Source organism: Streptomyces buecherae, assembly GCF_014295035.1.
Classification (GTDB): domain Bacteria; phylum Actinomycetota; class Actinomycetes; order Streptomycetales; family Streptomycetaceae; genus Streptomyces; species Streptomyces youssoufiensis.
In genome coordinates, this window is record NZ_CP060404.1 from 1819371 (window position 1) to 1841563 (window position 22193).

Sequence of the window (22193 nt, forward strand, 5' to 3'; positions counted from 1 at the left end):
GGGAGGTACGGCGACTCACGGAAGTGCGGACAGCGACTCGCCTGTGCGTGGCGTAGGCGTTCCAGCCACCAGCACCGTAAGAGGCACTCGACCGGCGCAACAATGACAGTGTTTTGGCAATTCATTGCGCGAAGTGCCGTCCGCGCGGCAACTCTGGACAGGGACGCACCGGCCGCGCCCCCGGCCCGCGCGGTGCTCGCCACGGCCGGAGGGGACCGGTCTCGGCAGCGCGGGCGCGGGCCGCAGGGCCGTGTCACAGTCGCCTCGGGGCTCTCGCCGCGCCGCCCGCTCATCGCGGGTCCCGCGCGGCACGCCGTGCACCACCGCAACATGAGCACATCTCATATCTGAGATAATATTGATCTCATGACAGACGCCTACCTCGCCCGCATCGGGAAGCTCATCCGCGACGCCCGCCAGCACCGTGGCTGGACGCAGACGGAGCTAGCGGAGGCACTCGGCACCAGCCAGAGCGCCGTCAACCGCATCGAACGCGGAAATCAGAACATCAGCCTTGAGATGATCGCCCGCATCGGCGAGGCCCTGGACAGCGAGATCGTGTCCCTCGGCTACGCGGGCCCGATGCACCTGCGGGTCGTCGGAGGCCGGCAGCTCTCCGGCGCGATCGACGTCAAGACCAGCAAGAACGCGTGCGTGGCGCTGCTGTGCGCCTCGCTGCTCAACGCGGGCCGCACCACGCTGCGTCGGGTCGCCCGGATCGAGGAGGTCTACCGCATCCTGGAGGTGCTCGGCAGCATCGGCGTACGCGCCCGCTGGATCAACGACGGCAACGACCTGGAGATCGTGCCGCCGGCCGAGCTGAACCTCGCCGCCATGGACACCGACGCCGCCCGGCGGACCCGCAGCGTCATCATGTTCCTCGGCCCGCTGCTGCACCGCCTCGACCGGTTCCGCATCCCGTACGCGGGCGGTTGCGACCTGGGCACCCGCACCGTCCAGCCGCACATGACGGCGCTGCGCCACTTCGGCCTCGAGGTCACCGCGACCGAGGGTACGTACCACGCCGAGGTCAACCGCGAGGTCTCCCCCGTCCGGCCCATCGTGCTGACCGAGCGCGGCGACACCGTGACCGAGAACGCCCTGCTGGCCGCCGCCCGGCACGACGGCGTCACCGTCATCCGCAACGCCAGCTCCAACTACATGGTCCAGGACCTGTGCTTCTTCCTTGAGCAGTTGGGCGTGCGGGTGGAGGGCGTGGGCACCACGACCCTGACCGTGCACGGCGTCGCGCACATCGACCGCGACGTGGACTACGCGCCGTCCGAGGACCCGGTCGAGGCGATGAGCCTGCTCGCGGCGGCCGTGGTGACCCAGTCGGAGCTGACGATCCGACGCGTCCCGGTGGAGTTCCTGGAGATCGAGCTCGCGGTCCTCGAGGAGATGGGCCTCGACCACGAGCGCAGCGCGGAGTACCCGGCGGACAACGGCCGCACCCGGCTGATCGACCTGACGGTCCGCCCGTCCAAGCTGAGCGCGCCGCTCGACAAGATCCACCCGATGCCGTTCCCCGGCATCAACATCGACAACGTGCCCTTCTTCGCGGCGATCGCGGCCAGCGCGCAGGGCTCGACGCTGATCCACGACTGGGTCTACGACAACCGCGCCATCTACCTCACCGACCTGACCCGGCTCGGTGCCAGCGTCAAGCTGCTCGACCCGCACCGGGTGCTGGTCGAGGGCCCCACCCGGTGGCGCTCCGCGGAGATGATGTGCCCGCCCGCGCTGCGGCCCGCCGTGGTGGTGCTGCTCGCGATGATGGCGGCCGAGGGCACCTCGGTACTGCGCAACGTCTACGTGATCAACCGCGGCTACGAGGACCTGGCCGAGCGGCTGAACTCGATCGGCGCCCAGATCGAGATCTTCCGGGACATCTAGCGGCCGGGCGTGCCGGCGGGACGACGCCGCCCCCCGCACCGTGCGTCGGCCCGCGGTCGCGAGGAGTGGGGGCGGTGTGCCGCGTCGGTGGCCTCTCCCCCACGCCCGCCGTCGCTCCTAGATCACTTCGCTTCTGGCCGCAACGCCCTTATCGGCCAAAGGAATTCTTGGTCGAGTCGGCCTTTTGGCGCCCTTCGGGCTCGCCGCGCGCCCGGGCCGCCCACTGCGGGGCAGGTAGGGGGCGATGTTCGTCGCGGTCTACGTAGGTTAGGCTCACCTAAAATCTTCGTCGGCTGCCTGCCGTCGCGCTCCCGCCCCAGGCCGAAACCTGACCCTGGGGCGGGCCGGCGGGAGGTGGTTCCGACGCCTGGTGCCTGAGAACGAGGATCTTCCGCGATGCCCATTCTGCTGACCTCCCTGCGCCGCCGGGCCGCCGTGGCCGCGGCCGGAGCCGTTTCGCTGACCCTGCTGGTCACGGGCTGTGGCTCGGACGACAAGGACGACGACGGCAAGAAGGACGCGGCGAACGCGGGCGCCCCGGCCGAGGCCGGGGCCTTCCCGGTCACCATCAAGAGCGCGCTCGGCAAGGCCGAGATCAAGGAGAAGCCCCAGCGCGTCGTGACCCTGGGCCAGGGCTCCGCGGAGACGGCCATCGCGCTCGGCAACGTACCGGTGGGCATCGAGAAGTACGAGTGGGGCAGCGACAAGACCGGCTACCTGCCGTGGATCCACGAGGCGGTCACCAAGTCAGGGAAGAAGCTGCCCAAGCAGTTCACCGGCGGTGAGGAACTCGACATCGAGGCCATCACGGAGCTGGAGCCCGACGTCATCCTCGCCCCGTGGTCCGGGATCACGCAGAAGCAGTACGACATCCTCAAGGACATCGCTCCCACCGTCGCCTACCCGGACAAGGCGTGGAGCACCGACTGGGACCAGCAGATCGACCTCATCGCCAAGGCGCTCGGCCAGCCGAAGAAGGCCAAGGAGCTGACGGCGAAGATCGACAAGCAGCTCGCCGACGCCGCCGCGAAGAAGCCGAACTACAAGAACGTCACGTTCTCCTACATCTACACCTCGGGCCCCGGCACCCTCGGCGTCTTCAAGCCGCAGGAGCAGCGCGTGGAGATGGTCTCCAAGCTGGGTCTGAAGGTCGACCCGGTCGTCAACACCTTCAAGGAGACCGAGGGCACCGACTCGGCGCTGATCGGCCTGGAGAACGCCGACAAGCTCAAGAAGAGCGACGTGGCCTTCACCTTCTACACCGACGACAAGACCCGCAAGGAGATCGAGGCGCAGCCGCTGTACGCCGCGATCCCCGCGGTGAAGAAGGGCGCGCTCGTCTCCAGCAAGGACCAGTCCTTCGTCACCGCCTCCTCGATGCTCAACCCGCTGACGGTGCCGTACAGCATCGAGCGGTACCTGCCCCTGATCGACGCGGCCGTCGCCAAGTCCGGCAAGTAGCCGCGGAGCTGCGAGCGTGACCACAGCCTCTGCTGCCCGGCAGGGCCCCGGCGCACAGCGTCGGGGCCCTGCCGGGCTCTCCCTCGCCCTGATCGGGTGCCTGCTCCTGCTGGCGGTCGCCCTGTTCGCCAGCGTCATGTACGGCAGCAAGCCGACCGCCGCCTCCGACGTGCTCGATGTGCTCACCGGGGGCGGCGACAGCTATGTGCGCACCGTCGTGGAGAGCCGCTACCCGCGCACCGCGATCGGCGTGCTCGCCGGTGTCTGCCTGGCCGTCGCGGGCACGCTCATGCAGGGCGTCACCCGCAACCCGCTGGCCGAACCCGGGTTGCTCGGCATCAACGCGGGTGCCTCGGCGAGCATCGTCGCGGCCACCGCCTACCTCGGCGCCACCGGGCAGCGGGAGACGATGTGGTGGGCGCTGCCCGGCGCGCTCCTCGCGGGCGTCGCCGTACACGTGATCGGCACGGCGGGCGGCCGTACCAACCCGGTGCGCCTGGTGCTGGCCGGCGCGGTGCTCAGTGCCGTGCTCGCCGCGTTCATCCAGGCCGTCACCCTCTCCCGGCCCAAGGTCTTCGACACCTACCGCTACTGGGTGGTGGGCGCGCTCGGTGGTCGCGGCTGGGAGGTGTTCTGGTCGGTCCTGCCCTTCGCCGGTACCGGCCTCGCGGTCGCGCTCCTCCTCGGGCCGAGCCTGAACGCCATGGCCATGGGCGACGACAAGGCCACCTCGCTGGGTATCAGCCCCGCCCGCGTCAAGGGCGCCGGCCTGCTCGCCGCGACGCTGCTGAGCGCGTCGGCGACGGCGGCGGTGGGCCCCATCGCGTTCGTCGGGCTCGCCGTGCCCCACCTCGTACGCGCCCTGGTGGGCGCGGACTTCCGGCTCCAGTTGCTGTTCTCGGCCCTGGCCGGCCCCTCGCTGCTGTTGCTCGCCGACGTGATCGGCAGGGTGGTGCTACGCCCGCAGGAGCTGATGGTGGGCGTCGTCACCGCCTGTGTCGGGGCGCCCGCGCTGCTGTTGGCCGTACGTCGGATGAGGGGGGCCTGATGACGACCACCCAGCCGCTGACCCGGCGCTCCGGGCCGCGTCGCGGGACGCTGCGGATCGGAACCCGGGTCGCCGTGCCCTTCCACGTCTCGGCCGTGGTGGTCGGCCTGGCGACGCTGGTCCTGCTGGGCGTCGCGGCGGCGGCGACGCTGACCATGGGCCGGCTCGGCATCGAACTGGCCGACATTCCGAGCGTGCTGCTCGGCGAGGCCACCGGCAAGGACGCCTTCGTCTTCGACCGGCTGCGCGGCCCGCGCCTCGCCGTCGCGATCGCCACCGGCGCGGCCTTCGGCCTCTCCGGCGCGCTCTTCCAGTCCGTCACCCGCAACCCGCTGGGCAGCCCGGACGTCATCGGGCTCGGCGCCGGTGCCGGCGCGGGCGCGGCGACCGTCGCGCTGTTCCTGCCCGACGTCGTGCCGGCGTCCGTGGGCGCGCTGCTCGGCGCGCTGCTCGCGATGGGGCTGGTCTACGTCTCGACCGGCACCGGCTTCCGCAGCCCGGGCCGACTGGTCGTCGCGGGCATCGGCGTGGCGGCCATGGCGACGGCCGTCACGCAGTACGTCGTCTACGCCGTGGAGCGGGACAAGGCCAGCTCCCTGGCCGCGTACGTCAACGGCAGCCTCGCCGCCCGCTCGTGGGACGACGCCACGGTCATCTGGATCGTCCTGCTCGGCTGCCTCCCGCTGGCCGCGCTGCTGGCCCGGCCGCTGACCATCGGGGAGATGGGCGACGACCTCTCCACCGGACTCGGCGCCAACCCGGGCCGTACGAAGACCGCGGCCGTGCTGCTGTCCATCGCGCTCTCCGCGGGCGCGGTCAGCGTCGCGGGTCCCATCGCGTTCATCTCCCTCACGGCTCCGCAGATCGCCAAGCGGCTCACGCGCAGCACCGGGCCGCAACTCGCGGTGTCCACGCTGCTCGGTGCCCTGCTGCTGGTCGCGGCCGACCTGGCCGCGCAGCAACTGCCGCTCTTCGACGACCTGCCGGTGGGGATCTACACCATGGCCGTCGGGGGCGCCTACCTCGGCTACCTGTTGGTACGGGAGTGGCGGCGGCAGCCGGCGTGACGGGGGCGGCAGCGCCTCGCCCCTCCTCCCCTCCCTCGGCTCGCTCGCGTACGGCTCTTCCATGGGGTGTTCGTTCCTTCCGGACTCTCGTGCGCCGGGCGCGGGCCACGCGTGGCGGGGCGGCGCTGGTCGCGCGCCGCCACGCCACGCACCCCCGTGCGGGCGGCCGGTGCCTGTGTCCCTCCCCCGCACCGGCCGTGCTACGTCTCAGACGCTATGCCGCCGGGCGGCGGTGGCACATCCAACGGTGGTGCTACGTCCGCACACACCCAGGGGTGGACTCGCGCCGGGGCGGTACGCCCCGAGCCGTATGCCGGGCTGCTCCGCTCGGCGCACCGCACGGCGCTGGCCTGCGGCGCGGCGCCGGCGTCGGCGATCGCGGCCCGTCAGCGACGACACCCGGCCCGCGAAGCCGCGGACCCGTCACGGCAGGAGCGCGATGCCGTCCAGTTCCACGCGTGCCTGCTCGTCCCACAGGCGGACCACGCCCACGACGGCCATCGCCGGGTAGTCGCGGCCCGCCAGGCGGCGCCAGACGAGGCCGAGTTCGGGCGCGTGGGCGCGGTAGTCGGCCACGTCGGTGGCGTACACCGTGACCCGCGCGAGGTGTTCGGGCCGGCCGCCGGCGGCGCGGAGCGCGGTGAGGAGGTTGCTCAGGGCGCGCTCGAACTGGTCGGGGAGCGGCCCGTCCACCAGTCGACCCGCGCCGTCCAGTGCCGTCTGTCCGGCGAGGAAGACCAGTTGGGCGCCGGTGGCGGTGACGGCGTGCGAGAAGCCGGTGGGCGGGGCGAGTTCGGCCGGGTTGACGCGGCGCAGCGGCGGGGCGGTGGGGTGGTCGGGTGGGCTCGCGCGGTGGGGGTCGGGCTCCGGCGCGGGGGGCTGTGGCTGGTCGGCGGGGGGCGAGGGGGTCATCGGTAGAGCTCCTTGGCGATGATGGTGCGCTGGACCTCTGTCGCGCCCTCGTAGATCCTGGGCGCGCGCACCTCGCGGTACAGGTGCTCCAGCGGGTGGCCGCGCTCCAGCGCGCGGGCGCCGTGGATCTGGACGGCGGCGTCGACGACGTACTGCGCGGTCTCGGTGGCCAGCAGCTTGGCCATGGCCGAGCGGCGGGCGACGTCGGGTTGGCCACTGTCGTAGGCCGACGCCGCCGCGTAGACGAGGAGGCGGGCGGCCTCGGTGCGGGTGGCCATCTCCGCGAGTTGGTGGGAGACGGCCTGGAGGTCGCGCAGCGGCCCACCGAACGCCGTGCGCTCTCGCGCGTGGACCAGGGCCAGGTCGAGGGCGCGCTGGGCCATGCCGACGGCGAAGGCGCCGACGCTGGGGCGCAGCAGGTTCAGGGTCCGCATGGCGACCTTGAACCCGGCGTCCACCTCACCGAGCACGTCGGCGCGGGTGACCGGCACGGCGTCGAAGGTCAGCCGGCCGATGGGGTGGGGGCTGAGCATCTCCAGTGGTTCGCCGCCGAGTCCGGGGCGGTCGGCGGGTACCAGGAAGGCCGTGATGCCCCGACTGCCGGCGCCGGGTGTGGTGCGGGCGAAGACGGTGTAGAAGTCGGCCTCGGGGGCGTTGGAGATCCAGCACTTCTCGCCGGTCAGCTCCCAGCTCTCGACGCCGGTCGCGGTCGCGGTTCCGGTCGCGGCCTCGGGAGCGGTCGCGTGCGTCGGGTGGGCCGGGCCCACCGGGCGCGCCGCGAGGGTGAGGGCCGCGGCGTCGGAGCCGGCCGCTGGCTCGCTGAGCGCGTACGCGGCCACCGCGCGCCCGGCGATGACCTCGGGCAGCCAGCGGGCGCGCTGCTCGGCGGTGCCGGACTGGACCACCGGGTAGCAGCCGAGGGCCTGGAGGGCGAGGGCGGTCTCGGCCTCCGCGCACTGGGTGGCCAACGATTCGCGCAGGAGGCACAGGTCGAGGGCGCGCGCCGCGCTCGGCCCACCGCCGGCACCCTCGCCGGCACGAACGCCGGGTCCGGGCTCGGCTTCCACGCCGGCATCGCCTTTCGGTTCCGTACCCGGGTCGGCAGCCGCGCCCGGTTCCGCACCCGGGTCGGCTGTGGCCGTGGGGAAGAGTCGGCGCAGCAGGCCCAGCTCGCCGAGGGCCGTCACCAGCGGCCGGTTCACCCGTCCGGGGGCGCCGCGCTCGGCCAGTGGGCGCAACTGGTCGGCGGCGACGGCGCGCAGCGTGGCGCACCACTGGCGCTGTTGCGGATCGAGGGCGAAGGCGCTCATCGACACCCCTCCTTTATCGCGACATGTTGACTGCCGTCACCAACACGTTACGCTGACGAAGCATCTTCGGGACAGGACTGCCGCACTTCCCCATCGGTCCAAGGGGGCGCATCCGCCATGGAGCTCACGCCGTCGGCGCACACCGACACCTTCACCCGGGACCACCTGCCACCCCCGGACGCGTGGCCCGCCCTGCTGCGCGATCCGCCCGCGCCCAGCTACCCGGACCGGCTCAACTGCGCCGTCGAACTGCTCGCCGAGTCCGACGGCAGACGTGGGGCCGACCGGGTCGCGCTGCGCGGCGCCGGCGGGCAGCGTTGGACGTACGGTGAACTGCGGGCGCGGGTCGATCGGCTCGCGCACGCGCTCACCGACGACCTCGGGATACGGCCGGGGAACCGGGTGTTGTTGCGCGGCCCCACCTCGCCGTGGCTGGCCGCCTGCTGGCTCGCGGTGCTCAAGGCGGGCGCCGTCGCGGTGACCGTGCTGGCCAACCAGCGCCCCCAGGAGTTGGCCACCATCTGCGCGTTGGCCCGGGTGCGGCACGCGGTGTGCGCCGCCGACTGCCTCGACCACCTGGAGCAGGCCGGCGTGCCGGGGCTGCGGATCGCCGCGTACGGCTCGTCCGCCCCCGACGACCTGCTGCGCCTGGCCGTCGCCCGGCCCGCCGCGTACGAGGCGGTGCCGACGGCCGCCGACGACGTGGCGCTGATCGCCTTCACCTCGGGCACCACCGGGCGGCCCAAGGGGTGCCTGCACTTCCACCGGGACGTGCTGGCCGTCGCGGACACGTTCTCGGCGCGGGTGCTGCGGCCCCGTCCGGACGACGTCTTCGCGGGCAGCCCACCGCTGGGCTTCACCTTCGGCCTCGGCGGCCTGGTGATCTTCCCGCTGCGGGCCGGCGCGTCGGCGCTCCTGGACCCGTGGGCCGGCCCGGCCAAGCTGTTGCGTGACATCGCCGAGCACCGGGTCTCGGTGTTGTTCACCGCGCCCACCGCGTACCGGGCGATGCTGGGGCAGTTGGCGGGGCACGACGTCTCCTCGCTGCGGCGCTGCGTGTCGGCGGGCGAGAACCTGCCCGCCGCGCTGTGGCACGCCTGGCACGCGGCGACCGGGCTGCGGCTGATCAACGGCATCGGCGCCACCGAGTTGCTGCACATCTTCATCGCCGCGGCCGACGACGCGATCCGCCCCGGCACCACCGGCGTCCCGGTGCCCGGCTTCGAGGCGCGCGTGGTGGGCGGCGACGGGACGCCGGTGCCGGACGGCGAACCCGGCCTGCTCGCGGTGCGCGGCCCCACCGGCTGCCGCTACCTCGCGGACGAGCGGCAGCGGGAGTACGTGCGCGACGGCTGGAACCTCACCGGCGACACCTACGTCCGCGAGCCCGACGGCTACTTCCGCTTCGTGGCCCGCACGGACGACATGATCATCTCCGCCGGGTACAACATCGCGGGCCCGGAGGTGGAGGAGACATTGCTGCGCCACCCCGACGTGGTCGAGGCCGCGGTCACCGGGCGGCCCGACGAGGTGCGCGGCGCCGTGGTCGTCGCGCACGTGGTGTTGCGCCCGGGCGCGCCGCCGGGGCCCGACGCGGCGGCGGCGCTCAGGGAGTTCGCCCGGGCCGAACTGGCCCCGTACAAGTGCCCCCGCGAGTTCCGGTTCCTGCCCGCGCTGCCGCGCACCCCCACCGGCAAGCTCCAGCGGTACCGGCTGCGCGAGGACGGGTCCGGGACGGCTCTACAGTGACCGCGTGACCGATCCGCTCGCCCAGCAGCACACCCCGCGCTCCCTGATCGTGACGTACTACGGCGCCTACGGCCGCGGCGCCGGCGGTGAACCCGAGACGGTGCCGGTGGCGGCGCTGATCCGGCTGCTCGGCGCGGTGGGCGTGGACCCGCCGTCGGTGCGCTCCGCGGTCTCCCGGCTCAAGCGGCGCGGGCTGCTGGTCGCCGCGAAGACGGCGCGGGGCGCGGCCGGTTACGCGCCGTCGCCGGACGCCGTTCAACTCCTCGACGACGGCGACCGGCGCATCTACGGCCGCCTGGGCGCCTACCGACTGACCACGCGCCCCGCCGGCGCCCCCGATGCCTCCGATGCTCCCGATGCCGCTGACGCTGCCGACGCGCCCGGCGCCGCCGGCGTGCCGGGCGGCGGGGCAGCCGCGCCCGGCGACTGGTTGCTGGCGGTCTTCTCGGTGCCGGAACACGAGCGCAACAAGCGGCACCTGCTGCGCTCCCGGCTGGCCCGGCTCGGCTTCGGCACCGCCGCCCCTGGCGTGTGGATCGCCCCCGCCCACCTGTACGAGGAGACCCGACACACTCTGCGCCGACTCGGCCTTGACGGGTACGTGGACCTGTTCCGGGGGGCGCACGCGGGGTTCGAGGCGACGGCGGACGCGGTGCGCCGGTGGTGGGACCTGGAGGCGCTGGCCGCCCGGCACCACGCGTTCCTCGCCACCCACGAGCCGGTGCTCCGGCGCTGGTCGCGGCGGACCACCGTGCCGCCGGCCGACGCCTACCGGGACTACCTGCTGGCCCTCGACTCCTGGCGCGCGCTCCCCTACGCCGACCCGGGGTTGCCGCCCGCGCTGCTGCCGAAGGACTGGCCGGGCGAGCGCTCGGCCCGCGTCTTCGCCGGACTGCACGAGCGACTGCGGGACGCGGGCGCCGCGTTCGCGCGGGACGGGGCGGCGGGCTGAGGCCCGCGCGGGTCACTCCCGTACCACGGTCCCCGCCGCCGGGTCCGGCGCCCGGCCCGCCGCCGGATCCGGCAGGCAGCGGCTGGCGGCGGCGTAGCGGCGGGCCAGGGTGGCGCAGGCGGTGGCCAGTTCGCGCGGGCCGACCACCTCGATGTCGCTGCCGAAGGTGCCGAACAGGGCCGCGAGTCCGGTCCACGACCAGGCGCCGAGGGTGAGCCGGCAACGGTTCGGGCCGACCTTCTCGACCAGCGCGCCGCCCGGCGCCCAGCGGGCGATCACGGCGGCCGGCGCGTCGAGGAGCACCTGGCCGCGGCAGGGCCAGTGGTCGGGGGTGTCGCCCCGGTCGAGTTCGCCGGTGATGAACGCCGTGGGGTCCGTACTCGGCAGTGGGCGCGGCGTGAAGCGGGCGGCGGTGGCCGGGCCGAGGGCGATCCGGTCCACCCGGAAGGCGGCCCACGCGCCACGGCCGATGTCCCACGCGAGGAGGTACCAACGCCCGGACCACACGGCGAGTTGGTGCGGTTCCACGCGCCGCGCCACGGCCGTCGGGTGGCTCGGCGGCGGATCGCTCGGGGGTGGAGCGGTGGCGGCCGGACCGGTCGAGGCCGCTTCGGATGGGGGCGGAGCGGTGACGGGTGGAGCAGTGGGGGTCGGGTCGGGCGGGGGCGTCGCGCTCGCGTAGGCGAAGGTCAGCACGGAGTGGTGGCGTATGGCGGTGCCCAAAGCGAGCAGCAGGTCGGGGGCGACCGGGGGTGCGGCGAAGTCCCAGGCGTTGTCGATCGCGGTGACGCGCACCGCGTCGATCCGGTGGCGCAGCGAGGTCGGCAGCACCTGGCGGATGGTGGCCAGGGCGCGGTCGGCGGCCTCCGCGATGCCGGCGACCGTCACCGGGGCGGTCTGGAGCGCGACGGCGATGGCCAGCGCCTGGTCGTCGTCGAAGAGCAACGGCGGCAGTCGCGCCCCCGCGCCCAACCGGTAGGCGCCGCCCGGGCCCTTGGTGACGTGCACCGGGTAGCCGAGCGCGCGCAGCCGCTCCACGTCCCGACGTACGGTGCGCGGGCTCACCGCGAGCCGCTGGGCCAGCGCCGCACCGGGCCACTCGCGACGCGACTGGAACAGGGACAGCAGGAGCAGCAGGCGTGCCGCCGTGGTCTCGACCATGGCGGCCACCCTGGCACGAGAAGCGGCCAGTAGCTGGCCACTTCTGCTGCCACGGTGATCGCATGAGTAGTCAACTCCCCCTTCCGGACGGCCAGTCCGCCGGCGCGTCCAGCCCGCTCCCACCACCATCGCCCCCGCCCGTCGACCGCGACGGGGCGGGCGCCGCCGGCGGGTCGGCGGTGGTCGCGCTGGTCGTGGTGTTGGTCGCGGCGTTCATGGAACTGCTGGACGCCACGATCGTCAGCGTCGCGGCCCCCGCCATCGCGCGCGACCTGGGAGCGAGCGAGGCCGCGGTGCAGTGGATGGTGGCCGGGTACACGCTCGCGCTGGGCGCCGGGCTGATCACCGGCGGCCGACTGGGTGACCAGTTCGGGCGGCGGCGGGCCTTCCTCCTCGGGCTGGCCGCGTTCGTCGCGGCCTCCGCCGCCTGCGCCTTCGCGCCCAACTCCGCCGCGCTCATCACCACCCGCGTCGCGCAGGGCCTGGCCGGCGGGCTGATGGTGCCCCAGGTGTTCGGCATCATCCGCTCGACCTTCGCGCCGGCCGCGCGGGCCCGGGCGTTCGGCGCCTACGGGGCGGTGCTCGGGCTCGCCTCCGTCGCGGGGCCGCTGCTCGGCGGCCTGCTCGTGGAGGCGGACCTGTTCGGCCTGGGCTGGCGCGCGATCTTCTGGGTCAACGTGCCGGTCGGAGTCGGCGGGCTGGTGCTCGGCGCCCGGGTGTTGCCCGAGTCGAGCGCGCGCCAGCGGGCACGGCTCGACCTGCCCGGCGCGGCCCTGGCCGCGGCCCTGGCGGTCCTGGTGCTGCTGCCCCTGGTGCAGGGCCGCGACTGGGGCTGGCCGTGGTGGGGGTTCGCGGTGCTGGCCGCGGCCGTGCCCGTCGCCGCCCTGCTGTGGTCGCGGGAGCGGGCGGTGGCCGCGCGGGGCGGTCAGCCGCTGCTCGATCCGGCGCTGTTGCGGGTACGGGCGGTGGCCGCGGGCTTGGCCGTCGCCACGTTGTTCTTCGGGGCGATCGGCTCGTTCTTCCTCATGCTGTCCCTGTACCTCCAGTGGGGCACCGGGCGCTCGGCCTGGCAGACGGGGCTGGTCATCCTCCCGTACGCGATCGGCTCGATCCTCACCTCCGGCGTCGGCGTGCGGTGCGCGGCGCGCGCCGGGCGGGCGCTGCTCGTGTCCGGCGCGCTCGTGCTGGCCGTTTCCCAGGCACACCTGCTGCTGGTCGTACGGGACGGCGCGGCGCCCTCGTACGCGGAGTTGGCGGCGCCGCTGTTCGTCGGCGGGCTCGGGCTCGGGCTGACGGCGCCCTCGCTGGTGAACGTGGTCCTCGCCGGGGTGCCCGAGCGGGACGCCGGCGCCGCGGGGGGCGTGCTCACCACCGTCGGCCAACTGGGGAACGCCCTGGGCGTGGCCGCGCTGGGGGCGGTGTTCTTCGCCGCGTTGGAGACGGGGTTCGACCGGGGCGCGGGGCCGCTGGCCGCGTACGGCGACGCCCTGGTCGCGGTGTTGCCCTGGCAGGCCGCGTGCTACTGCGCGGCGGCGGCGCTGATGATGCTGCTGCCCAGGGCGGCCCGGCCGGAGTGACGACCGCGCGGGAGCCGCCGCCGGGGCGCCGGCTCAGGCGCCGGCTCGGGCGGCCGGCTCGGCGGCTCGGTGGCGGCTTGGGCGGGGCGGCCGGGTAGCGAGTCGGGCCCGCCGCGCGGCCCCGTGGCGAAGTGAACCCCCACCACCTGCGCGAACGGCGTCGGGGACCACCTAGGCTACTGATCATGCCTATGTCACACAGCCCCCAGCAGCACCGTCAGCACCAGCGACCTGGCTCCGCGCTGCCGCGTCGGAACAAGGGCGTGCTCGCCGCGGCCGGCCTCGGCCTGGTCCTCGCGCTGAGCGGGTGTAACGACAACGCCGACGGGGGCACGGACGACGGCGCCAAGGCCAGTCAGTCGGCGCCCGCGACCGGTTCGCCCGCGCCCGCCTCCTCCGGCGCCTCGGACCCGGGCACCACGGCGACCCCCTCCGGCGACCAGCCGGTCGTCGCGGGGTGGCAGACGCAGAGCCGCGCGGAGCACCACTTCCGCTACGACGTCCCCGGCACGGCGGACCGGTGGAAGGTGATCGACGAGGACACCGCGCTGTCCTACCTCGACAAGGACGGCCAGCCGATCGTCGTGATGACCGGCGCCGCCAACTACCGCGAGGGCGGCTGCGCGTCGAGCCCCAACCCCAAGGCGCTGGGTGAGGCGGGCAAGGGCCAGCTCGCCACCGTCGGCACCACCGGTGGCGGCAAGGACGGCACGTTGCGGGAGAACGCCCGCAACTGGGCCGGCAACTGGGGCTTCGCCGCGTACGGCGGCCCCGACCACAAGCCGAAGATCGAGGTCAGCCAGGCCAAGCCGTGGAAGCGGGGCGGCATCGACGGGTACACCGCGACCGCCAAGGTCACCGTCACCCACCGGCCGAGCGCCTGCGTGCCCGCGACCGCCGTCGTGCACAGCATCGCGCAGAAGCTGCCGGACGGCACCATGCACGGCTGGGTGATCTACGCGGACCAGGGCGTCCCCCACGCGCTCACCGACGCCGAGATCAAGAAGGTCATGAACACCGTGCGGTCCACGGACGGCTGACCCTGCCGCCCGCCCGTCGCGCTATCGCGGCCGGCCCCCGGGCACGGCCTACCGGGGCCGGCCGCCCGGCGCGCCGGGCGCGGCGGTGTGCAGGGTCAGCCGTGGCCTGGGCTCGTCGGCGCGCCCGGCGGGCGGCTTGCGGCTGCCGGCCCGGTAGGGCGCGGGCCACGGGGCGCCCGGGCCTTCGTAGCCCTGCTCCGCCGCCGCGTGCAGCGTCCAGTGCGGGTCGTACAGGTGTGGCCTGGCCAGGGCGCACAGGTCGGCGCGGCCGGCGAGCAGCAGCGAGTTGACGTCGTCCCAGGAGGAGATGGCGCCGACCGCGATGACCGGGACGCCCAGCTCGTTGCGGATGCGGTCGGCGAACGGCGTCTGGTACGAGCGGCCCGCCTCGGGCTCCTCGTGGGCGACGACCTGTCCGGTGGAGACGTCGACGGCGTCGGCGCCGTGCGCGGCGAACGCCGCGGCGATGGCGACCGCGTCGTCGGCCGTGGTGCCGCCGGCGGCCCAGTCCGTCGCGGAGATGCGCACGGTCATGGGCGCGTCGGCGGGCCAGACGGCGCGCACCGCGTCGAAGACCTCCAGCGGGTAGCGCAGCCGGCCGGCCAGGTCGCCGCCGTAGCCGTCGGCGCGCCGGTTGGTGAGCGGGGAGAGGAAGCCGGAGAGCAGGTAGCCGTGCGCGCAGTGCAGTTCGAGCAGGTCGAAGCCGGCGCGGGCGGCGCTCAGCGCGGCGGAGACGAACTGTTCGCGGATCTCGGCCAGGCCAGCGGCGTCCAACTCCCGGGGGACCTGGCTCACGCCGGGCCGGTACGGCAGCGGCGAGGCCGCCACCAGCGGCCAGTTGCCGCTCGGCAGCGGGTCGTCGATGCCCTCCCACATCGGCCGGGTCGAGCCCTTGCGGCCACTGTGCCCGAGTTGCACGCCGACGGCGACGCCGGGCGACGCGGCGTGCGCGAACCCGGTGATCCGCCGCCAGGCCGCCTCGTGCTCGGCCGCGTACAGGCCCGGGCAGCCGGGGGTGATCCGTCCGGTGGGGCTGACGCACACCATCTCGGTCATCACCAGGCCCGCACCGCCCAGGGCCCGGGCGCCGAGGTGGGCGACGTGGAAGTCGCCGGGGGTGCCGGCGTCGGCGGAGTACATGTCCATCGGGGAGACCACGACCCGGTTGCGCAGGGTCAGGCCGCGCAGCCTGAGCGGGGCGAACATGGGCGGGGTGTGCGGCGGCAGCCCCGCCTCGCGCTCGACGGCGGCCACGAACCCCGCGTCGCGCAGCCGCAGGTTCTCGTGGGTGACCCGGCGGCTGCGGGTGAGCAGGTTGAAGGCGAACTGGCGGGGCGGCTGGCGCAGGTAGTGGGCGAGGTCCTCGAACCAGCCCAGGCTGGCGCGGGCGGCGCGCTGCGTGGAGGCCACCACGGGCCGCCGCTCGGCCTCGTACGCGGCCAGTGCCCGCGCGACCGTGGGGTGCTCCTCCAGGCAGGCGGCGAGCGCGAGGGCGTCCTCGACGGCGAGCTTGGTGCCGGAGCCGATGGAGAAGTGTGCGGTGTGCGCGGCGTCGCCGAGCAGCACGATGGGCCCGTGTGACCAGCGCTTGTTGGTGACGGTGCGGAAGGCCGTCCAGCGCGAGGCGTTGCCGCGCAGCGGCCGGCCGCCGAGCGCGTCGGCGAACAGCCCGGCGCACGCCCGCGCGGATTCGGCCTCGTCGCACCGGTCGAGGCCGGCCGCGCGCCACACCTCCTCGCGGGCCTCGACGATGATCGTGCTGGCCCCGGCCGCGGGCCCGCCGTCGCCGCCGCGCGCCGCCCCGGTCCGGGGGCGCGCGTAGGGGTAGCCGTGCAGTTGCAGCACTCCGTGCTCGGTTTCGGCGATCTCGAAGCGGAACGCGTCCAGCGCGAAGTCGGCGGCCAGCCAGATGTAGCGGCAGCGGTGCGGGGTGATGTGGGGCGCGAAGACGTCGGCGTGCGCGGCGCGGGTGGTGCTGTGCACCCCGTCGGCGGCGATGACCAGGTCGTGGTCGCGGGCGAGCGCGGCGGCGGGCGGGGCGGGCGTGCGCGGGTGGAGTCGTACGCCCAGGGCGCGGCAGCGCCGGTGGAGGATCTCCAGGAGCCGCTGTCGGCCAAGGGCGGCGAAGCCGTGCCCGCCGGAGGTCAGCACCCGGCCGCCACGCACCACGTCGATGGTGTCCCAGCGGACGAACTCCGCGCTCAACTCCCGGTAGACCACGGGGTCGGCGTGCTCGATGCCGCCCAGCGTCTCGTCCGAGAACACCACGCCGAAGCCGAACGTGGTCCGCGGCTCGCCCCGCTCCCACACGCTCACCTCGCGCTCCGGGCGCAGCCGCTTGAGCAGCGCGGCGGCGTACAGGCCCCCGGGCCCGCCGCCGATGACCGCGACCCGCGCGGCGACGGTGCGGCCCGACCGCCCCGGCGTCGTCGGCGGCGCCGGCATCGTCACCGCCCCTGCCAGGCGGGCGGGCGCTTGCCGGTGAAGGCCGCGTGGAACTCGGCGTAGTCGGCGCTGTTCATCAGCAGCGCCTGGGTGGCGGCGTCGAGTTCGATGGCGGCGGCGAGCGGCATGTCGAGTTCGGCGGTCAGCAGCGCCTTGGTCTGCGCGTAACCGAGTGCGGGGCCCGCGGCCAGGCGGTGGGCGAGCCGGGTGGCCTCGGCGTCCGCCTGGCCCTCCTCGGTGAGCTGGCTCAGCAGGCCGATCCGCTCGGCCTCGGGCGCGCGCACCGGCTCGCCGAGCATCAGCAGCCGGGTGGCGTGCCCGAGGCCGACGACGCGCGGCAGCAGGTAGGCGGCGCCCATGTCGCCGCCGGAGAGGCCGACCTTGGTGAACAGGAACGCGAACCGGGCGCTGGGGTCGGCGACGCGGAAGTCGGCGGCCAGCGCGAGCACCGCGCCGGCCCCCGCGGCCACCCCGTGCACCGCCGCGATCACGGGGAACGGGCACTCCCGCACCGCCCGCACCACCTGTCCGGTCATCCGGTTGAAGTCGAGCAGCGCGTCGGTCGCCATGCCGAGCGTCGCCCCGATGATCTCGTCCACGTCGCCGCCGGAGCAGAACCCGCGTCCCGCGCCGGCCAGCACCAGGGCGCGCACGGAGCGGGTCCGGGACAGCTCGGCCAGCAGGTCCCGCAGGTCGGCGTAGGCGCCGAAGGTCAGCGCGTTGAGCTTGTCGGGACGGGCGAGGGTGACGGTGGCCACGGCGCCGTCGAGGGTGAGCCGCAGGTGCTCCCACTCCCGCGTGCGCGGCGCCGACCCGGTGAACGGACTCATACGCATGGCCTCCTCGAGCCGTACGGCAGGTGCCCGCAGCCCTTCGAAGTTATCACCCGTTCGTGACTTCCGTCACGGGTACGCGATACGAGGCGAGGTGAGCCCGTGACCGACCCCGCGCCGGCGCCGCGCCGGAGGCGTACGGGCGCGCGATCCGTCGTCAGCGCCCGCGGGGGGCGGCCGGCGCGCGCTCCCCCGCCGGTTCGGTGGTCCCGTCCGCCTCGGCCGCCTCGCCCGCCGTGGCCCCTCCGTCGGCTTCGGCGCCGGCGCGCGCGCCGCGCAGCCGGGAGTGGCGTCGCCCGTACGCCACGTACAGCACCGCCCCCACCAGCAGGAACACGCCGAACTGGAGCCAGGTCGCGGTGCCCGTCCCGTAGATCAGGTAGCCGCAGCAGGCGATGCCGAGGAGCGGGGGCAGCGGGAAGAGGGGGGTGCGGAAGGGGCGGGCGAGGCCCGGGCGGGAGCGGCGCAGGACGATCACGCTGACGTTGACGATCACCATGGCGGACAGCGTGCCGATCGTGGTCAGGTCGAGCACCACCTTGAGCGGCACCACCGCGGCGGGCACCGCGAACACCGCGGCCACGATCCAGGTGCCGGCCACCGGCGTCGCCGTCTTCGGCGAGATCCGCTGGAAGACCCCCGGGATGAGGCCGTCCCGGGACATCGACATCAGGATGCGGGTCTGCCCGTAGGTCACCGTGAGCACCACCGAGGCGATGGCGACGATCGCGCCGAAGGCGATCACGCCGCCGCCCACCGTGGAGCCGGTGACGTGGTTGACGATCAACGACAGGGCGGCCGGCTTGCCCGCCACCTCGTCCGCGGACAGCGCGCCGATGGCGGCCAGCGCGACCAGGCAGTACAGCAGCGTGACCACGCCGATGCAGACCATGATGGCCAGCGGCACGGTGCGGCGCGGGTTCTTCACCTCCTCGCCCGCGGTGGTGATCGCGTCGAAGCCGATGTACGAGAAGAAGGCGACCGACGCGCCGGAGGTCACCCCGGCGAGCCCGTGCGCCGCGAACGGCGTGAGGTTGCCCCCCTCGAAGGCCGCGAAGGCGATGGCGCAGAACAGCGCGAGGACCCCGATCTTGAGCACCGCCATCGCCGCGGTCGCGCGGGCGCTCTCCCGCACGCCGCGCACCAGCAGCGAGGCGGCCAGCGCGATGACCACCACGGCCGGGACGTTGACGACGCCGCCCTCGCCGGGCGGGTTGGACAGCGCGGCGGGCAACTGCCAGCCGAAGACGCTGTGCAGCAGCTCGTTCAGGTACTGCCCCCAGCCCACCGCGACGGCGGAGACGGACACCCCGTACTCCAGGAGCAGGCACCAGCCGGTGATGAACGCCGCGCCCTCGCCGAGGGTGGCGTACGCGTACGAGTAGGAGCTGCCGGAGACGGGGATGGCGCCGCCCAGCTCGGCGAAGGAGAACGCGGTCAGCACGCAGGTCACGGCCGCCAGCACGAAGGTGAGCACGGTGGCCGGGCCGGCCTCGGCGACCGTGTCGGAGAGCCCCACGAAGATGCCGGTGCCCACGATCGCGCCGACGCCGAAGCACACGAGCTGGAACAGGCCCATGGTGCGCCGCAGGCCGTGTCCCGCGCGGTCCGCGCCGGACTCGGCTATCAGCACGTCGGGGGACTTGATGCGGAGCTTGGGCGCGTGCATGGGGTGGTTCTCTTCTCTGGGTCTGGCTGGCGGTGCGGTGGGGGGCGGTCGCCCACGGTCGGGGCGCGGCGGAGCCCGGCGCACAGCCGGGAGCCACGGCGCGGGCAGGACGGGACCCGGCGCGCGCGAGCTACGCCGACCGGGCCGGCGCAGCGAAGTGGGGCCCGAGCCGGTGCGCCCGAACCCCACTCCCTACGCACTCATCGCGTACGCAATACGACCATTCTAGTCGCCGACACTGCATGATCGCTCATTGCAGCGTATGACTATTCACTCATCGGCGAGGCTGCCGGCTCAGCGCGCGAGCGTGGCGACCATGATCGCCTTGATCGTGTGCATCCGGTTCTCCGCCTCGTCGAAGACCACCGAGTGCGCGGACTCGAAGACCTCGTCGGTCACCTCGAGCGAGGTCAGCCCGTACCGGGCGTGGATGTCCCGGCCGACGCCCGTGCCGAGGTCGTGGAAGGCGGGCAGGCAGTGCAGGAACCGGACCTCGGGCTTGCCGGTGGCGCGCAGCACGTCCATGGTCACGGCGTACGGGCGCAGCAGCGCGATCCGCTCGTCCCACACCTCCCGTGGCTCCCCCATCGAGACCCAGACGTCGGTGGCGACGAAGTCCGCGCCGCGTACACCCTCGTCGATGTCCTCGGTGAGCGTGATCCGGGCCCCCGAAGCGGCGGCGAGCCGTCGGGCGTGCGCCGTGATGTCGTCGGCGGGCCACAGGGCGCGCGGGGCGACGACGCGCACGTCCATGCCGAGCAGCGCGCCGGTGACCAGGTAGGAGTGCCCCATGTTCGACCGGGCGTCACCGAGGTAGGCGTACGCCATCTCGGTGAGCGGCCGCGCCGCGTGCTCGGTCATGGTCAGCACGTCGGCCAGCATCTGGGTGGGGTGCCACTCGTCGGTCAGGCCGTTGTAGACCGGCACCCCGGCGTGGGCGGCCAGCTCCTCGACGACGGCCTGGCCGGCGCCCCGGTACTGGATCGCGTCGTACATCCGGCCCAGCACCCGCGCGGTGTCCTTGACCGACTCCTTGTGGCCGAGCTGCGAGCCGGTCGGGTCGAGGTAGGTGGTCGATGCGCCCTGGTCGGCCGCGGCGACCTCGAAGGCGCAGCGGGTACGGGTCGAGGTCTTCTCGAATATCAGCGCCACGTTCTTGCCGGCCAGTCGCCGCACCTCGGCGCCGGCTCGCTTGGCGGCCTTCAGCTCGGCGGCCAGCTCCACCAGGCGCACGAACTCATCCGCGGTGAAGTCCAGCTCCTTGAGGAAGTGACGGCCGAAGAGGTCGCTCGCCATGGCAGGCTCCTAGGTCACAGCGTTCGGGAACTTCGGAAGCATATACGAGCAGCAACATTTATATGCAACCGCAACCCCGTCCCGGGCACACCGCGCCCGCTGCCCCATCCCGGCCGCGCCGCGCCCGCCGCGAGCCCCGGCATCTCCGCGCCCACGCTCAGGATGCCCGGCCGGCCGCGCCACGTCATATCCCCACCTCCGGCTCCGGCCGCGTTCCCTTCCCTCGCACCCCGCCCCGTCGCGTCCCGGGCCCGCGTCCCCCGCCCCTCGTCGCCCCCTCGCCTCCCCCGCGCTCGGCTCGGGCCCAGGCGGGCGCCCACGAGCCGGGGCCCGTGGCCGCCCGCCCGACCGGGTGCCGGCCCGACTGGACCGACCGGGTGCCGGCCCGACCAGGCGGGTGTGCGCCGCCCGACCATGCGGAGCCCCGACCGGGCTCACGCCGTGCCCCGCTCATGTCCCGTCGCGCTCACACCGCGTCGCGCTCCACCGGGCAGCTCATGCAGCGCGGCCCGCCCCGGCCACGGCCCAGCTCGCTGCCCGGGATGGTGATCACCTCGATGCCGCGCTTGCGCAGGTACGTGTTGGTGGTGGCGTTGCGCTCGTACGCCACCACCACGCCCGGCTCGACGGCCAGCACGTTGCACCCGTCGTCCCACTGCTCCCGCTCCGCCGCGTGCACGTCCTGGGTCGCGGTCAGCACCCGGATCGAGTCGAGGCCCAGCGCGGCGGCTATGGCCCGGTGCATGTGCTCGGGCGGGTGGTCGGTGACCTTGAGGTCGTTCTCCTCCGCGCCCGGCTCGATCGTGTACGAGCGCAGCATCCCCAGTCCCGCGTACTGCGTGAAGGTGTCGCCGTCCACCATGGTCATCACCGTGTCCAGGTGCATGAACGCGCGCCCCTTCGGCATGTCCAGGGCCACGATCGTGCGCGCCGAGCCCGCCGCGAACAGGCCGCGCGCCAGCATCTCCACCGCCTGCGGCGTGGTCCGCTCGCTCATCCCGATCAGCACCGCGCCGTTGCCGATCACCAGCACGTCGCCGCCCTCGATGGTGGAGGGGTACGCCGCCTGCCCCTCCGACCACACGTGGAAGTCCTGGTCGGCGAAGAGCGGGTGGTGCCGGTAGACGGCCTCGTAGTGCACGGTCTCGTGCCAACGCGCCGGCCAGCGCATCGCGTTGATGGACACCCCGTCGTACACCCAGGCCGAAGCGTCGCGCGTGAACAGGTGGTTGGGCAGCGGATGGACGACGAAGTCGTCCGGCTCCATCGCGTGGAAGCGCACCGAGACCGGCTCCGGGCGCCGCTCCAGGAACTCCCGCTTGGTCTCCCCGCCGACCAGGGCCTGGGCCAGCTCGGGCGCGGACAACTCGTCGAAGGCGGCCCGCAGGTGATCGGTGGCCAGCGGGCCGTACTCCTTCTCGTCGAAGACCCGGTCGAGGACCAGGGCGCGGGCCTCGGGCAGCGCGAGGCTCTCGGCCAACAGGTCGCCGAAGAGGTGCACCTCCACACCCCGGTCGCGCAACACGTCCGCGAACCCGTCGTGCTCCTGCCGGGCCCGTCGCACCCACAGCACGTCATCGAAGAGGAGCGCGTCCTTGTTGGTCGGTGTGAGTCGCTTCAGCTCCAGGTCGGGGCGGTGCAAGATGACGCGACGGAGCCGCCCGGCCTCGGAGTCGACATGGAATCCCATGCACCTATCCTCACCCCAAGCCGGCCCCGTGCACATCGGTCGCGACGCCGTCCGCGCGCGCCGCGCGCCGCCGGCGCGCACCCGTCA

At 74.2% G+C, this 22193-nt stretch carries 16 protein-coding genes; 8 read left to right on the forward strand and 8 right to left on the reverse strand.

Going from position 1 to position 22193, the window contains the following annotated elements; all coding sequences use genetic code 11:
* The first annotated feature begins 366 nt into the window (after window positions 1-366).
* The 4 genes from H7H31_RS06590 to H7H31_RS06605 all read left to right on the forward strand — a co-directional run bounded on the left by H7H31_RS06590 (window position 367) and on the right by H7H31_RS06605 (window position 5472).
* Window positions 367-1896 (forward strand): helix-turn-helix domain-containing protein, encoded by a 1530-nt coding sequence (locus H7H31_RS06590; protein WP_176164589.1) that lies wholly within the window; start codon window positions 367-369, stop codon window positions 1894-1896.
* Between the two features lie 396 nt (window positions 1897-2292).
* Window positions 2293-3357: an iron-siderophore ABC transporter substrate-binding protein gene (locus tag H7H31_RS06595; protein WP_176164588.1), complete on the forward strand. Its 1065-nt coding sequence runs from the start codon at window positions 2293-2295 to the stop codon at window positions 3355-3357.
* Between the two features lie 16 nt (window positions 3358-3373).
* A complete protein-coding gene (locus H7H31_RS06600) occupies window positions 3374-4405 on the forward strand; it encodes a FecCD family ABC transporter permease (protein WP_187063177.1) in 1032 nt (343 codons plus the stop codon).
* Window positions 4405-5472 carry a FecCD family ABC transporter permease gene (locus H7H31_RS06605; RefSeq protein WP_187063178.1) on the forward strand — a complete coding sequence of 356 codons (1068 nt, stop codon included), beginning with the start codon at window positions 4405-4407 and terminating at the stop codon, window positions 5470-5472. Before H7H31_RS06600 ends, H7H31_RS06605 begins: the two co-directional genes overlap by 1 nt.
* A 423-nt stretch (window positions 5473-5895) precedes the next feature.
* Here the strand turns inward: H7H31_RS06605 and H7H31_RS06610 are convergent, their stop codons facing one another.
* Together H7H31_RS06610 and H7H31_RS06615 are read right to left on the reverse strand one after the other, a co-directional pair.
* The gene (locus tag H7H31_RS06610; RefSeq protein ID WP_187117834.1) at window positions 5896-6384 is read right to left on the reverse strand and encodes a RidA family protein; all 489 of its coding nucleotides are present in this window, start codon (window positions 6382-6384) and stop codon (window positions 5896-5898) included.
* The gene (locus tag H7H31_RS06615) at window positions 6381-7694 is read right to left on the reverse strand and encodes an acyl-CoA dehydrogenase family protein (protein ID WP_187060251.1); all 1314 of its coding nucleotides are present in this window, start codon (window positions 7692-7694) and stop codon (window positions 6381-6383) included. Before H7H31_RS06615 ends, H7H31_RS06610 begins: the two co-directional genes overlap by 4 nt.
* A gap of 117 nt (window positions 7695-7811) precedes the next feature.
* Between H7H31_RS06615 and H7H31_RS06620 the strand changes: the two genes are divergently transcribed.
* Together H7H31_RS06620 and H7H31_RS06625 are read left to right on the forward strand one after the other, a co-directional pair.
* Complete coding sequence (locus tag H7H31_RS06620; RefSeq protein ID WP_187060252.1) at window positions 7812-9443, forward strand: AMP-binding protein; 1632 nt, start codon at window positions 7812-7814, stop codon at window positions 9441-9443.
* Window positions 9444-9447: 4 nt separating this feature from the next.
* Window positions 9448-10395 (forward strand): PaaX family transcriptional regulator, encoded by a 948-nt coding sequence (locus tag H7H31_RS06625; RefSeq protein ID WP_187060253.1) that lies wholly within the window; start codon window positions 9448-9450, stop codon window positions 10393-10395.
* A 12-nt stretch (window positions 10396-10407) separates the two neighbouring features.
* Here the strand turns inward: H7H31_RS06625 and H7H31_RS06630 are convergent, their stop codons facing one another.
* Window positions 10408-11556 (reverse strand): helix-turn-helix transcriptional regulator, encoded by a 1149-nt coding sequence (locus H7H31_RS06630; protein WP_187117835.1) that lies wholly within the window; start codon window positions 11554-11556, stop codon window positions 10408-10410.
* A gap of 62 nt (window positions 11557-11618) precedes the next feature.
* Here H7H31_RS06630 and H7H31_RS06635 point away from each other — a divergent pair, with 62 nt between their 5' ends.
* Window positions 11619-13133 (forward strand): MFS transporter, encoded by a 1515-nt coding sequence (locus H7H31_RS06635; RefSeq protein ID WP_187061382.1) that lies wholly within the window; start codon window positions 11619-11621, stop codon window positions 13131-13133.
* Between the two features lie 185 nt (window positions 13134-13318).
* On the forward strand, window positions 13319-14173 hold the full coding sequence (locus H7H31_RS06640) for a hypothetical protein (protein ID WP_187061383.1): 855 nt from the start codon (window positions 13319-13321) through the stop codon (window positions 14171-14173).
* Window positions 14174-14221: 48 nt separating this feature from the next.
* On the opposite strand, the gene H7H31_RS06645 is transcribed toward H7H31_RS06640, so the two are convergent.
* The 5 genes from H7H31_RS06645 to H7H31_RS06665 form a co-directional block, all read right to left on the reverse strand.
* A complete protein-coding gene (locus H7H31_RS06645) occupies window positions 14222-16618 on the reverse strand; it encodes a bifunctional salicylyl-CoA 5-hydroxylase/oxidoreductase (RefSeq protein ID WP_187061384.1) in 2397 nt (798 codons plus the stop codon).
* A gap of 2 nt (window positions 16619-16620) precedes the next feature.
* Window positions 16621-17448 carry an enoyl-CoA hydratase family protein gene (locus H7H31_RS06650; protein WP_176164578.1) on the reverse strand — a complete coding sequence of 276 codons (828 nt, stop codon included), beginning with the start codon at window positions 17446-17448 and terminating at the stop codon, window positions 16621-16623.
* A 160-nt stretch (window positions 17449-17608) separates the two neighbouring features.
* On the reverse strand, window positions 17609-19120 hold the full coding sequence (locus H7H31_RS06655; protein WP_187061385.1) for an amino acid permease: 1512 nt from the start codon (window positions 19118-19120) through the stop codon (window positions 17609-17611).
* Window positions 19121-19414: 294 nt separating this feature from the next.
* A complete protein-coding gene (gene argF / locus H7H31_RS06660) occupies window positions 19415-20416 on the reverse strand; it encodes an ornithine carbamoyltransferase (RefSeq protein ID WP_187061386.1) in 1002 nt (333 codons plus the stop codon).
* 466 nt (window positions 20417-20882) lie between these two features.
* Window positions 20883-22106 (reverse strand): arginine deiminase, encoded by a 1224-nt coding sequence (locus H7H31_RS06665; RefSeq protein WP_176164575.1) that lies wholly within the window; start codon window positions 22104-22106, stop codon window positions 20883-20885.
* Window positions 22107-22193 lie beyond the last annotated feature (87 nt).

Excerpts from the sequence above, each read along its gene's own strand:
- H7H31_RS06590 (WP_176164589.1), top strand. The coding sequence starts at position 367 with ATGACAGACGCCTACCTCGCCCGCATCGGGAAGCTCATCCGCGACGCC.
- H7H31_RS06595 (WP_176164588.1), top strand. The coding sequence starts at position 2,293 with ATGCCCATTCTGCTGACCTCCCTGCGCCGCCGGGCCGCCGTGGCCGCG.
- H7H31_RS06605 (WP_187063178.1), top strand. The coding sequence starts at position 4,405 with ATGACGACCACCCAGCCGCTGACCCGGCGCTCCGGGCCGCGTCGCGGG.
- H7H31_RS06610 (WP_187117834.1), bottom strand. The coding sequence starts at position 6,384 with ATGACCCCCTCGCCCCCCGCCGACCAGCCACAGCCCCCCGCGCCGGAG.
- H7H31_RS06615 (WP_187060251.1), bottom strand. The coding sequence starts at position 7,694 with ATGAGCGCCTTCGCCCTCGATCCGCAACAGCGCCAGTGGTGCGCCACG.
- H7H31_RS06620 (WP_187060252.1), top strand. The coding sequence starts at position 7,812 with ATGGAGCTCACGCCGTCGGCGCACACCGACACCTTCACCCGGGACCAC.
- H7H31_RS06630 (WP_187117835.1), bottom strand. The coding sequence starts at position 11,556 with ATGGTCGAGACCACGGCGGCACGCCTGCTGCTCCTGCTGTCCCTGTTC.
- H7H31_RS06635 (WP_187061382.1), top strand. The coding sequence starts at position 11,619 with ATGAGTAGTCAACTCCCCCTTCCGGACGGCCAGTCCGCCGGCGCGTCC.
- H7H31_RS06640 (WP_187061383.1), top strand. The coding sequence starts at position 13,319 with ATGCCTATGTCACACAGCCCCCAGCAGCACCGTCAGCACCAGCGACCT.
- H7H31_RS06645 (WP_187061384.1), bottom strand. The coding sequence starts at position 16,618 with ATGCCGGCGCCGCCGACGACGCCGGGGCGGTCGGGCCGCACCGTCGCC.
- H7H31_RS06650 (WP_176164578.1), bottom strand. The coding sequence starts at position 17,448 with ATGAGTCCGTTCACCGGGTCGGCGCCGCGCACGCGGGAGTGGGAGCAC.
- H7H31_RS06655 (WP_187061385.1), bottom strand. The coding sequence starts at position 19,120 with ATGCACGCGCCCAAGCTCCGCATCAAGTCCCCCGACGTGCTGATAGCC.
- argF (WP_187061386.1), bottom strand. The coding sequence starts at position 20,416 with ATGGCGAGCGACCTCTTCGGCCGTCACTTCCTCAAGGAGCTGGACTTC.
- H7H31_RS06665 (WP_176164575.1), bottom strand. The coding sequence starts at position 22,106 with ATGGGATTCCATGTCGACTCCGAGGCCGGGCGGCTCCGTCGCGTCATC.